The 13,075-nt window shown below is 46.2% G+C and carries 10 protein-coding genes; all 10 read right to left on the reverse strand.

Annotated features, from left to right (window positions below):
* Positions 1-186: 186 nt before the first annotated feature.
* Positions 187-1,179, reverse strand: a complete 993-nt coding sequence (locus IFU39_RS25040; RefSeq protein WP_192135554.1) for a phosphotransferase enzyme family protein — start codon at positions 1,177-1,179, stop codon at positions 187-189.
* 224 nt (positions 1,180-1,403) lie between these two features.
* Entirely contained in the window at positions 1,404-2,159 is a 756-nt protein-coding gene (gene pstB, locus IFU39_RS25045; RefSeq protein ID WP_036616781.1) for a phosphate ABC transporter ATP-binding protein PstB, read from the reverse strand.
* Between the two features lie 12 nt (positions 2,160-2,171).
* On the reverse strand, positions 2,172-3,059 hold the full coding sequence (gene pstA / locus IFU39_RS25050) for a phosphate ABC transporter permease PstA (protein ID WP_192135674.1): 888 nt from the start codon (positions 3,057-3,059) through the stop codon (positions 2,172-2,174).
* A 2-nt stretch (positions 3,060-3,061) separates the two neighbouring features.
* Entirely contained in the window at positions 3,062-3,997 is a 936-nt protein-coding gene (pstC, locus tag IFU39_RS25055) for a phosphate ABC transporter permease subunit PstC (RefSeq protein WP_017690972.1), read from the reverse strand.
* A 114-nt stretch (positions 3,998-4,111) separates the two neighbouring features.
* The gene (locus IFU39_RS25060) at positions 4,112-5,038 is read right to left on the reverse strand and encodes a phosphate ABC transporter substrate-binding protein PstS family protein (protein WP_091018473.1); all 927 of its coding nucleotides are present in this window, start codon (positions 5,036-5,038) and stop codon (positions 4,112-4,114) included.
* A gap of 99 nt (positions 5,039-5,137) precedes the next feature.
* Positions 5,138-5,281, reverse strand: coding sequence for a hypothetical protein (locus IFU39_RS25065; protein WP_192135556.1), 144 nt, complete (start codon positions 5,279-5,281; stop codon positions 5,138-5,140).
* 322 nt (positions 5,282-5,603) lie between these two features.
* Positions 5,604-6,896, reverse strand: coding sequence for an arsenic transporter (locus IFU39_RS25070; RefSeq protein ID WP_192135558.1), 1,293 nt, complete (start codon positions 6,894-6,896; stop codon positions 5,604-5,606).
* Positions 6,897-7,084: 188 nt separating this feature from the next.
* On the reverse strand, positions 7,085-9,172 hold the full coding sequence (locus IFU39_RS25075; RefSeq protein WP_192135560.1) for a methyl-accepting chemotaxis protein: 2,088 nt from the start codon (positions 9,170-9,172) through the stop codon (positions 7,085-7,087).
* A 173-nt stretch (positions 9,173-9,345) separates the two neighbouring features.
* Positions 9,346-10,404, reverse strand: coding sequence for an EAL domain-containing protein (locus IFU39_RS25080; RefSeq protein ID WP_091018469.1), 1,059 nt, complete (start codon positions 10,402-10,404; stop codon positions 9,346-9,348).
* 213 nt (positions 10,405-10,617) lie between these two features.
* The gene (locus IFU39_RS25085; RefSeq protein ID WP_105601509.1) at positions 10,618-12,891 is read right to left on the reverse strand and encodes a bifunctional 2',3'-cyclic-nucleotide 2'-phosphodiesterase/3'-nucleotidase; all 2,274 of its coding nucleotides are present in this window, start codon (positions 12,889-12,891) and stop codon (positions 10,618-10,620) included.
* Positions 12,892-13,075: the final 184 nt, after the last annotated feature.

Below are 13,075 nucleotides of genomic sequence, written 5' to 3' on the forward strand. Positions count from 1 at the left end.
ATTTTGTCAGCTTTCATTACATTAATTCGATAAAGAGAACTTTTAAACAGCTTATTTCATTTTCCTTCAATTCATAAAGCGCTTACTACTATTTATGATATTGTCCACGAAACTGTTCGGGTATTCAGGCAACCATAATATTTGAACCACACTGTTCGTGGCCTATCCTGATCTGCACACCCTAATTCACAGTTCGTAGAAGATACTCTCGTTCTGTACATAAGGTCTGCAATACTTGCTGCATAACTTCGGCATGCGATCTTTCATCCACTCGTGCCTAGACTCGTTCCCCATCTGAAAAGCATAATAACCAAGTGTAAAGATCAACATGAACCCTTCCATTAATCGGATATCACGATCCGTCAGTGGTGCGATCTGTTTGGTATAACCTGATAAGAATATGTCACGTTCCTCCCGATTGAACATAAGCGCTGCCCCTCCGGCATCAAAAAGATAATAACCATAACCGTGTAGACAAAAATCAATCATGGACATCCCCTGATCCGTGATCAGCAGATTGTTGCGAGTAATATCCCCATGAATGATTCCCCATGTCTCCGCGTGCTGCGGGTATGTTTCTAGCTGCTCATTAATGTTCTCAAACGTCTCACGAAGCAGATCGAAGTCTTCCGTTGTAAAAATCCCCAGTCGGACACCTTCCTCTAGCTGCCCTAGCATGACCAAGTTCTCATGAATGTTGCCATATGCCGGCCGCACCTTTGTTCGATCTGTCTGATTCTGCTCACGCCCATATTGATGAAGCATCTGCAGTTGTGCCCCAAGATCATAGATCTGCTCTGTTGTCAGACGTTCTCCCTGCTGGATGTCCCTGCCCTCAATCCACTCCAGTACTGTACAGCAGATCTCTTTCCCTGCCTCACTTGTCCATACCGTGACCCATTCACCGGATGCGTTGCGTACTGGATGTTGCACGCGCAATGCTGTCGTTGCATTTAACTCATGAAGCAGATTCATCTCTGCCTCCAGCGCAGGAGGTGTATGCTGAATGCCTGTCATACTTGCATATGCGGCTTGATGGATACGGAGCAGATACTTCTGCCCGCTTGCTTCATCAACGACATGATACGTCAGATTCTCGTTGTGACGAATATAGGAAACGACAGGTTTCTCAATAGTGTAGTTCTGTATAATCTGAGCTGCCATATGGTCGTAAGACATCTGATCCGTAGTGATTATCAACATCTCCTTCAAAGTAATGTAAACGCTCTCTTATTACTAAATATCGTAGCATAATGTTTATGTCACATACAGAAAATTCTAATAAAATTATAAATTAAAAAAGCACAACCCCCGAACAACCGTCCAGGCATTGTGCTTTCTTTTGTCTCTATTTATTTCTCAATTTCTCTGTCTATTGCTCTATGTGACACTCCATGATCCAATTAACCAAAACGACCCATAATGTATTCTTGCGTCAGACGATTGTCCGGGTTCGTGAAAATATGCTCTGTATCCCCATGCTCAATCATGCTTCCCAGATAGAAATAAGCTGTGTAATCCGAGATGCGTGCCGCCTGCTGCATGTTATGGGTAACAATAACAATCCGCAGCTCCTTCTTGAGTTCGGTAATCAACTCTTCAACTTTACCCGTAGATACCGGGTCAAGTGCAGATGCCGGCTCATCGAGCAGCAGAATCTGTGGTTCAACAGACAAAGCGCGAGCGATACATAGGCGCTGCTGTTGTCCGCCAGAGAGAGACAGAGCTGACTCATGCAGTCTGTCTTTCACTTCGTCCCAGAGCGCAGCACGGCGCAAGCTTTTTTCCACAATTTCATCCAGTGCCTTCTTACTCTTCGTACCGCGGTAGCGGGGGCCAAACGCGATATTGTTGTAGATGGACTTATGAAAAGGGTTCGGCTTCTGCCACACCATGCCAATCTTCTGGCGAAGCTTGATTACATCGGTTCCAGGCTCATTCAGATCGTTACCGTCCATCCAGATATGTCCCTCTGTACGGGAACCGGCAATCTCGTCGTTCATCCGGTTCAGCGACCGGAGGAACGTGGATTTACCGCAGCCAGACGGCCCGATAAGAGCCGTTACGCTTGCTTCAGGAAACGTCAGGCTAATCTGTTTGACCGCCTGGAAATGTCCATAATATATGCTTAACTGTTCCGTACCAAAAGGTATGGCCATGTTGGTTCCTCCTTATTTCGAAGCTGTCATGCGGCGGAATACAACCCGACCGATCCAGCGTGCACTTAGATTGAACGCCAGCACGAGAATGACAAGCACGGCAGATGCCCCTGCTGCCACTTCTTTGGAATCTGGCCCAATACCTTCACTATTCACTTTCCAGATATGGACAGCAAGTGTCTCTGCCGGACGGAAAGGATTAAGTGGTGATCTTGGACTTGTCGGATTCCAATCCGTAAAGTCCAGTGGTGGACTACTCATACCTGCGGTGAACATCAATGCGGCTGCCTCACCGAAGATCCGGCCCGATGCCAGGATCGTACCCGTAATCAAGCTCGGTAATGCTACAGGCAACAGAATGGAAGTAATGATTTTCCACTTGGACAGCCCAAGCGCCAGACCTGCTTCCTTCTGTTCCTTCGGAACGGCCCGGAAGGCCTGCTCCGTTGTCCGCACCATCAGTGGCAAGTTAAAGATCGCCAGAGCCAAGGCACCTGAGATCAGGGAGAAACCAAGACCAAATTGATTGACTAGCAACAAGAGACCAAACAAACCGATAACGATGGATGGGAATGAGGACAACACTTCAACGACCAGACGAATGAAGCTGGTAATCTTGCCTGGTTTGGCGTATTCCGCCATGTAAATTCCGCCGCCCCATCCGAGTGGGATGGTCACAATCAATGTCAGGAGAAGCAAGAATATGGAGTTAAAGAGCTGTGGACCAATCCCGCCGCCACCTTTAAGCAACTGGGGTGCGCTCGTCAGGAAGTTCCAGCTAATATGTCCAATGCCTCTATACATGATGAAGCCAAGCAGACCGAGCAATATAATAACAATGAACAGGGCCAATACAACGATAACGGATGTTGCAATTTTATCTACCGTCTTTGCCTTCATTTTCATACCCGGTTCCTCCTTTCAAGCAGGCGAACCAGAATGACGAAGACAAATGTCATCACCAGCAGGACAAGCGCCATACTCCACAGTGCATTGTTATGAACAGAACCCATCGTGGTGTTACCCATGCTGAGTGTAATTACACTTGTTAATGTTGAAGCCGATTCGAGCAAGGATGTTGGAACATGCGGTGCATTACCGATAACCATCTGCACAGCAAGGGCCTCACCAAAAGCACGGGCCATACCCAAAACGACACCTGTCAACAAAGCTGGCAAAGTCGTTGGAATGATGACACGGTAGATGGTTTGCCAGCGAGTGGCACCCAGTGCGTAAGAGGATTCACGCAATCCTTTTGGCAACGCGGACAACGCATCTGCCATAATACTTGTTACCGTAGGAAGAATCATTACCGCGAGAACAAGACATCCGGCTGCAATCCCGACGCCTGTTCCACCAAAGATACTGCGCAGCAAAGGTACGATGACACTCAGACCGATAAATCCGTACACAACAGACGGAATTCCAGACAAAAGCTCAATCGCCGGTTGCAATATCTTTTTCCCTTTACCCGGTACAATCTCTGTCATGAAGAGTGCTGCACACAGGCCCAGTGGACTAGCGATCAATGCTGCAAGCAAGGTTGTAATGAAAGAACCTGTAATGAACGGCAATGCCCCGTAGAACGCAGGTTCTCCAGTTGGATTCCACGTCTTTCCACCAAGGAATTCACTTATGCTTATTCCATTTTGGAAAAATGTGGACAGTCCCTTGGACGCTACAAAATAAACAATGGAAAACATGACAACGATCAGGAAAACGACACAAATCGACGTATAGATCCGTCCCGTCCACTCTTCCCAATAATGTTTTTCTTTTAAGGGCCGGCGCGGTTTCAACTTGTTATTCATTACCGTTCCCCCTTCGGTCTGTTCCATAACAACCATCCTCTATAGTAGAATTAATGCAAAATATGGGATTATTTCAGAGCAAACCGCGTAAAGAGGCGGGACCTGAGTCCGCCTCTTTCGCTGTATGCGCAAGTTCAAAGATTATTGAACCACATTACCTGCTGCATCGCGTTTTACTTTCATGCCTGACATTGGAATGTATCCAAGTTCTGTCACGTCGTTTTGTTGAATTTCGTCACTCAGGATGTAGTCCAGGAACGCTTTTGTTGCTGCATCCGGCTCACCTTTGGTGTACATGTGCTCGTAAGCCCACACCGGATAAGTTCCTGCTTCTACGTTCTCAACTGTTGCTTCTACACCTTCGTATTTCAACACTTGCAAGCTGTCATCCAAGTAAGACAGGGCAAGGTAACCAATAGCACCTGGCGTTTCAGCTACCAATTTTTTTACGTTACCAGAAGAATCTTCTTGAATCGAACCTTGGATATCACCCATTTTTGCACCCAATGCATACTTCTCGAACGTTGCACGAGTACCGGAACTACTTGGACGGTTTACAATAACGATTGCTTTATCCGCGCCACCAACGTCTTTCCAGTTCGTTACTTTACCGGAGAAAATGTCGACTAGTTGTTGTTTCGTCAAATCTGCTACACCTGCATCTTTGTTGCTAACTGGAGCCATAGCTACTACGGCTACTTGATGGTCAACCAGTTCTTTTACTTTGGCTTCGTCCTCCAGTTTCTCTTCTGCGAATACATCAGAGTTACCGATTGTAGCTTGTCCGTCAGATACTTGTGTCAAACCAGTACCACTACCGCCACCTTGAACTTGAACCGTTACGTTCTTATATTCATCAACTGCCATAAATTTCTGTCCAGCTTGTTCTACCAGAGGTAACAATGCTGTCGATCCGACTGCCAGAATGTTACCGCTAAGCTCAGCAGCAGCTTCCCCTGATCCATTGCTTGCAGCACCCTCTGTACCCGCGTCATTTTTCGATCCGCATGCAGCGAGCACCAGTACGAACGTTAAGGTCATCAAAATAAACGGCAACTTTTTAAACATGTTTTGTTTTCCTCCCCCAATGTAGTGATGGCGTTTTGTGAATTTGTTTGTTCACCATCAACTCTTTACTCATTGTAGTTTCGGTATGTCATCTTAAAATCAGTGTTTTGTAAACGCAATGTTAAAAATATCGGCAGCATATTGAAAATCATTTGAGACAAATTGCGCTGAAGTGGCCGCTTCGGGAACGGACGTTGTTTCAATCGCTGTTATCCCCGGATTTATATGATTTACTTTTTCCAAGGAATACATCCGGGGATAAAGGCGAACGCTTCGCTTTTCCACAATCGTTCCGTTCCCTTCGCTGTGTCAGCGCTCGTTGGATCTCAGGCATTTCAATCTCCTGCCTGGGAAGTAGGCAAAGAAGGTCAGCCCTATAAAAGGCTGGCCTTGTGTAAATACTTTGTTGATTCTTTAATAGAGAAAGAAAATCTGTTTCTTCTATAGAAGGTACAAAAGCAGAAAAAAACTGCCTCGCTGCCAGTGCGTAGCACCGGCTGTGAGAGCAGCCTTTTACATTACAATAGAATTATCTTATTGATACTTAATGTAAAATCTAATTAAACTAACCTAGAATCCATAACCACAACGCCAACCCGGCTAGCGTAATTAACAAGGTTGGAATGGTCAGGATAATGCCTGCTTTGAAATAATACCCCCATGTAATCTTCACACCTTTGCGGGATAACACGTGCAGCCACAGCAATGTGGCAAGTGATCCAATTGGGGTCATTTTGGGACCCAGGTCGGAACCAATGACATTGGCATAGATCAATGCTTCCTGAATGATACCTTCGGTATGCGCGCCCTGGATGGCTAGCAGGTTAATCAATACGGTCGGCAGATTGTTCATGACCGATGACAATACGGCCGCTATGATGCCCATTCCGAGCGAAGCAGCCAGCAGACCATGCTCTGCTATGGCATCCAGCCAGCGACTCAGATGATCCGTTAACCCTGCATTCCGCAGTCCATATACGACGATATACATGCCCACGGAGAACACCACAATTGACCATGGCGCTTCCTTAATGACCCGTTTCAGATCAACAGCCTCGCTCTTGCGTGCCAGTAAAGCGAACAGCAGCGCAACGGAGCCCACGATCACCGACACGGGAATCGGCAGAAACTCACTGGATGCGTAAGCCACCAATAACAGCCCAAGCATTAACCAGGCAATTCGGAACATCCGTGGATCACGTATTGCTTCCTTCGGATCGCGTGCTAGAGAGATGTCGTAGCGCTGGGGTATGCTTTTGCGATAAAACAAGAATAACATCCCCGTACTCGCTACAATCGAGATCAGATTCGGCACGGCCATGCGTACCGCATACTCTACAAATGTAATGCCAAAGAAATCGGCAGACACAATGTTAACTAAATTGCTGACGACCAGCGGCAACGATGTAGTATCCGCGATAAATCCACTCGCCATTACAAAAGCCAGTACCATACGCTCATCAAACTTTAATGCCCGCACCATCGCCAGTACAATTGGCGTCAGGATGAGCGCGGCACCATCATTGGCGAACAGGGCAGATACTGCGGCTCCCAGCAGAATGGAGTAGAAGAACAGTCTGCGACCGTCTCCTCCAGCCAGCCTTGCCATATGAAGGGCAGCCCATTCAAAGAAACCCGTCTCGTCGAGAATGAGAGAAATCATAATAATGCCAACAAAGGCCAGCGTTGCATTCCATACAATGGATGCTACATCCGAGGCATCGTTCAAGCTGACGACCCCGCATAGCAAGGCAACCAATGCCCCACCCGATGCAGTCCAACCGATCCCCAATCCACGAGGTTGCCAGATTACCAAGGTGATTGTTACTACAAAAATCAGTATTGCTACGTATACCATAGAGCCTCCTGCTGTACCCTGTATCCATATATTATTTCGTTAATTCGATCTTGTTTTGTAAGATTACACCGCTATACGCGCAGAATAACCAGACGATATATTTATACAGGGCTACAGGAACATTGTCTATCTTTATTTTCTTCTATATATAAAAGTTGTGGTAAATTATGTTGCTAAAATGCTGGAATTTATTCTTTGCCCTTATCCTTCGGCGTATCCTCCACCATCTTGAACATGCCAAGCAATCCCTGCAATTGTTCCGCCATACTGTTCAAATGTGCCGAGGATGATGCGATCTCTTCTACCGATGCCAGTTGTTCTTGCGAAGATGCAGACACGGATTCTGTATTCGCAGCCGATTCCTGGGTCACATTCGAAATATCACTCATCGCCTTGGCAACGTGGGATGCACCACTCTCCAGTTGTTTCGTTGTTGCGGACAAGTCATCCAATGTATGAACAGCATCTTCCACCGCCTCCCGAATCTGAGCAAAGGATTGTCCTGACGTATTCACAGCCTGAATTCCTTCTCCTACCCGAGTCTGAGCCGCATTCATGGCGATTAGAGCGGCATCCATGTCCTGACGGATATTATGAACCACCTCACCAATCTGCGCTGCCGAACTTCCGGATTCTTCTGCCAGTTTGCGTACCTCACCGGCTACAACTGCAAACCCACGACCCGCATCCCCCGCTCTTGCCGCTTCAATAGAAGCATTTAATGCGAGCAAGTTCGTTTGTTTCGAGATGGATGCAATGACATCAACCATACTACCAATTTCAACGGAACGGGCATTCAGAGATTGAACCACCGTTCCCAGCTGCTCCACCGTTTCCTGGATACTGTTCATCTGCTCCACAGCCTGTCCTGCTGCCTCATTCCCAGAAGAAGCCGCTCCGGACGTATTCCGCATATTCGCCGTAATCGATTGCACACGCTCGGACATCATGCGAACATCTTCTGCCATTCGGCTCATCTGTCCCGATCCATCTTTCACGCTGTTTACCTGCTGCTCTGCACCTTCAGCCAGTTCCTGAATGGCCTGTGTTGAATGTTCAATCGCTTTGGTGGTTTGTTCTGCACTGGCAGACAACTCTTGAGAAGAAGCAGATACCTGCTCTGTCGTTTCTTGTACACCAAGAATCATCATTCGCAGGTTATCGACCATACGTTCAAAATATTTTGCCAGTTCCCCGACTTCATCTTTACGCCCAGTTTCCATTTTCACGGTCAAGTCGCCTTTACTTACCGCTCTGGCCGATTCCTGAAGTCGTTTGATTGGACGCAGCATGGAGCGTGTAAACCAGATTATGAAGATGAGCGTAAGGAACGTAGCCGCCAGGATCACTACAAATGTAATCATGCGAATGTCCTTGCTCGCATTGGTTATTTCACTTTTAGACATCGTTCCGGCAATTTTCCAGCCCGTTGCTTCATTGGTAGCAAAGATCATCGTTTTCGGTTGCTCATTGAATACATAATCGAATTGACCTTCTTTACCCTCATACATTTCATCCAGCAAACCACTAGCTTCCTGTGTACCTGCATCTGCTTCAGGCGATACGACATAATTTTTGTTTGCATCCAAAATAATGACGTAGCCTTCTTTACCCACCTTAATGGATGCTTGCTCTTGCAGGTCTGTTAGATCCAGAGACAAACCGACAACACCGGATTGGTCCTTTAATGTTTTGGAGATAAATACAACGGCAACGCCATCGGTATTAACAGACACAGCGGATACAACGGCTGTACCCGGCTTTTCCATCGCTAGTTTGTACCACTCCCGCTCCCTAGGATCATATGCATCTCCCCGCGTACTGCTTGCTGTTGCTTTACCCCGAACCATGACTCCTTCCGTTGTTCCTACAAAAATGTTCATGGCATCGGGATGCAAGCCCAGATATTGCTCCAGCTTCAACTGAAGCTCTGGACTATCGTTCTCCCCTTTGACCAAGCCCGGATCAAGGGCATCCCCGAAATAGTTAATATCATGGATCTTATAATTCACTTGGCTTTCTACAATGGTATTGGCAGTGCTCACACTTTGCTTGGCACTATCCACTAATTGTCCTTGTACGCCATCTTCAGCCATCGTTAGTGTAATCAAGCCGATCGCCAAGCTTGGCAGGAGCAGAACGGCCAGGAAGGAGACCAATAGTTTGTTCCTTATATTCCAGACGAAACCTTTCTTTTTCTTCTTTTTATTTTGATTATGTTTTGGTTTGGCAGGTTTCGCTGCTTTCATTGGTTTATTATCCTGAGTTTCACTCATGTCTTTCTCCCCCTCAAAATGTAAAAATGCCCTCTTTCTTTGTATGTATGGATCAATCTAAAAGGCTTATCTTATATATCGGCTAAATGAGGGTTTTTATTTGAGTGAAAAATGTGCAGGCACGCCAAACAAGCCACCTCTGATCAGAAGCGACTTGTACAAGGTACAGGTTACTAATTATTCCATGAATTAGATGAAGTATTAGAGTACGGACCGCCTGGGGGTTGTGCCGAGGGTTTACCAAAATAGTAGCCCTGTGCAAGCTCAATACCTATGGAACGACAGAATTCAAACTCTTCCATCCGTTCGATCCCCTCGGCAAGGACTTGCCCTCCAAATCGACTCGACATCTCAACAATGTGAAGAATTTGCTGTTGTTTGGTCGAATCCTGATCACAACGGTCAATAAGACTTCGATCTATTTTGACAAAATCCGGTTCTAACCGATTCATCAACTCTATTGTCGAATATCCGGCACCCACATCATCCAGTGCAACCGACATTCCACGGGAACGATATACCTCAAATATTTGCTGCAAGATGGGCATATGCTGAATCTGCTCTGTTTCCACGACTTCAAACACAAAATCTTTAGGGTCCAGCGAAAGGCGTTCAATCGCTTCAAACGTATGTGTCAGACAATATTCAGGATTGTATATGGAGGAAGGCAGGAAATTTACGAAGCGTTTGACACCATGCGGCAGAAAAAGGGCACTGGTCTCAATAGCAGTAATACGCGCCAATCGATCCAGAAAAGAATGTAGTCCGGTCTCACGCGCAACTTCAAATAATTCATAGGAACTGAAGGATTTTCCATTCTCAGCAGGACGAAGCAAAAACTCATATCCGATAATCTGCTCCGATGCATCAACGATGGGTTGCATATGACTGCTGAATTGATGCTCCAGAATAATGGAAACAAGCTCCGCATGTTTGAAACGGGACTCCTGCATGGTTAGACTAATCCAGCTTTCTTCATTAGCCTGTTCGTAAATAGGCAGAATCTGAACGGTTAGGGAATCACGTAATGTCGGATCAATTTCGCCGATCTCTTCTATTAAGCTCTGAACCGTCTCCAGATTCGAAAAATCCATCCACATCATGTCATCCGACGTCTCAATAAGTCTTCCCGGCGTTTGTAGCGCTTCCAGCAAAGCGGGGGAAATGGGACGCAAGTACAAGGTACCTTGGCCCTCTATAGCATAGATTGGACTGCAGCCACTGCAATTCATGTAGGACCCCCCTTGCCAATTTAGATTCCATGTCCATTAATGTTCACTTGTATATACCCAAAGTTTGTAAATATTATATCATGGGTCTTAAAATTAATCTCTACTGTTTTGATGACTTCCTGTATGACGGTTCTTGGAACAAATATATTCAAATTTGCAGAAAAAAGACCGACAGTCTGATGACTGTCGGTCTCCTCCTCAGCTTATTACACTTTAAGAAGCGGGAATCACGATTTTCTGTCCAACTTTCAGGTTATGCACATTCGAGATTTTGTTAGCTGTTGCCAGCTTGCGCCAGTCCACACCATATTTCATACCGATGCGGTACAGGTTGTCCCCTTTTTTCACCACATATACCACTTTGCCGCCCGCTGGTTTCTCAGGCTGTGGCTTGGTCGTTGGTTTGGTTGGAGTAGTCGGCTCCGTAGGTTTAGTTGGCTTTGTAGGCGTAGGAGCAGGCTCCGAACCCGGTTTCGGAGTTGTTGTTGCTTCTCCAGTCAATTTCATGCCGTATTCAGCAAAACCATCATCATTTGTACCAATGAAAGACATCGCCGGGTTCGCTTCAACCAGATTTTTGGCATCCGGGGAAGATGCGAATACCACTTCAAGGTCGTTAAGTGCTGCTGCAGTTACACCAGCAGATGGTTTGATTGGTGCCAGGGACCAGTTGCCGTCCGCTGCCGGATTAATCGTTTTATTTTCACGGATGTAATCGATGATCACTTGACGGTTCTCATCCGGTGCAGCCAGAACGATACGTTTACCGTCCGGGTTAGCCAGCTTGGATGAAGAAGCACGGTAGTTATTCGTCGCTACGATGAATTTTTGCGCTGGGTCAATCGGTTTCCCGTTAAAACTCAGATCCTTAATCCGGCTTGCCGATGCATTTACAACGGTTGCTTTGCCGTCATACTTGGCTGGTTGTGTCACATCGATCTGATACGTTACACCATCGATAACATCGAAGTTATACGTTGGGAAGTCGTTGTTGATCAGTTGTTGTTGTCCACCTTTGGCCGGGTCAATCTGGTTGAACTGGCCTGCAGACCATTCCAGCCATTCTTTCAGTTCTGCGCCGTTAACCATTACAGCATGTACCGTATTTGGATACACGTACAGGTCAGCAACGTTTTTGATCGCAATGGTGCCTTTAGGAATATTTGTGTAATACGAAGCGCCTGAACGTCCACCGGCTTTGAATGGTGCACCTGCGGACAATACAGGAATTTTCTCATACTCCGTACCTTGCATATGTTTTTCGACATACCATTTCTGTGCATTCGTTACGATCTGAATGGATGGATCATCCTGAACCAGAGCGAAGAAGCTGTTGATCGGTGCTGTCGTTTCGCCTACTGGACCACGAACATACTCCAATGTACCTTCATGCTCTTCATGAACCGCATCAATGATGTCTTTATCCGCATCTACCAGTGGCTTTTTGTTCGCAGTGTCATAGATTGGGCGTGCTTCCGTTTTGGAATCCACCACTTTCCATTTGCCATCAACCAGCTCCAGATCCAGATCGATAATACCCAGATGATCACCCCAGAACCCTGGCTCAACAGCAGGAACGCCATTGATTGTGCCTTTCTCAAGGTCTACCCCTTTTTTGCCGGCAAAATCAGCACTTGGGAATACTTTGTGAGCATGTCCAAACAGAATGGCATTAATGCCTTCTACCTGACTCAGGTACAGTACGGAGTTCTCCATCAGATCCGTTTGAGGGATATCCTCAAATCCGGAGTGAGGAATGGCTACAATAATGTCGGCACCTTCGGCCTTCATTTTTGGAATGAATTTTTTAGCGGTAGCAATAATATCCTTGGCGATGACTTTGCCTTCAAGGTTAGCGCTGTCCCACTGCATGACTTGTGGCGGTACAAATCCGATCACACCCACTTTGATCGTATGTTCTTTACCAGTCTCATCCGTTACTTTTTTATCCAAAATCTCATACGGTGTGAAGTAATTCTTGTCATTTGTCTCATCATCATCACCATCGTCTACATAAACATTGGCATTAATGTAAGGGAAGTTCGCTCCCTCCAGCGTCATGTCCAGGAAGTCCAGACCATAGTTGAACTCATGGTTACCGATGTTACCTGCATCATAATCGAGCAGATTCATCGCTTTATATACAGGGTGAGTCTCACCCTTTTTCAGTGGATCAATCTTCGCAACATAGTCTCCCAGCGGGTTACCCTGAATCAGATCACCATTGTCGAACAGCAAGCTGTTCTTGGCTTCATCACGCGCTTTTTTGATCAGTGTAGCTGTTTTGGCAAGTCCATACTGGTCTGTCTCTTTGTCGGAATAATAGTCGTAGTTAATCAGATTGTCATGAATGTCTGTTGTCTCCATGATCCGCAGTTTAACTTTGGCAGCATCCGCAGCCGATACAGGTACCGGAAACACCGCAAGCACGTTTAATGCAACCAAAGCGGCAGTCAGGCTTGATAATACTTTTTTACTCGTTTTCAAAATAACCCCTCCCGGTTATGTACATTGAATCATGCATTATTGGGCAAACGAAGAGCGCAGAAAAAAGATAGATCTCATGGGTTGTGCGTACTGACGCTCTGATGACATGCATCGGAATTTCAGGTAAGTTTATCTCACATGAACATCTATTTATGTCTGTGCTTGTCGTTTACATTCCAAATCA

It is taken from the genome of Paenibacillus sp. CFBP 13594, from assembly GCF_014842675.1.
In the GTDB taxonomy this organism is placed as follows: domain Bacteria; phylum Bacillota; class Bacilli; order Paenibacillales; family Paenibacillaceae; genus Paenibacillus; species Paenibacillus amylolyticus_B.

Bases quoted from the DNA above. Each gene is read 5' to 3' on its own strand.
- IFU39_RS25040 (WP_192135554.1), bottom strand. From the start codon at position 1,179: ATGTCTTACGACCATATGGCAGCTCAGATTATACAGAACTACACTATT.
- pstB (WP_036616781.1), bottom strand. From the start codon at position 2,159: ATGGCCATACCTTTTGGTACGGAACAGTTAAGCATATATTATGGACAT.
- pstA (WP_192135674.1), bottom strand. From the start codon at position 3,059: ATGAAGGCAAAGACGGTAGATAAAATTGCAACATCCGTTATCGTTGTA.
- pstC (WP_017690972.1), bottom strand. From the start codon at position 3,997: ATGGAACAGACCGAAGGGGGAACGGTAATGAATAACAAGTTGAAACCG.
- IFU39_RS25060 (WP_091018473.1), bottom strand. From the start codon at position 5,038: ATGTTTAAAAAGTTGCCGTTTATTTTGATGACCTTAACGTTCGTACTG.
- IFU39_RS25070 (WP_192135558.1), bottom strand. From the start codon at position 6,896: ATGGTATACGTAGCAATACTGATTTTTGTAGTAACAATCACCTTGGTA.
- IFU39_RS25075 (WP_192135560.1), bottom strand. From the start codon at position 9,172: ATGAGTGAAACTCAGGATAATAAACCAATGAAAGCAGCGAAACCTGCC.
- IFU39_RS25080 (WP_091018469.1), bottom strand. From the start codon at position 10,404: ATGAATTGCAGTGGCTGCAGTCCAATCTATGCTATAGAGGGCCAAGGT.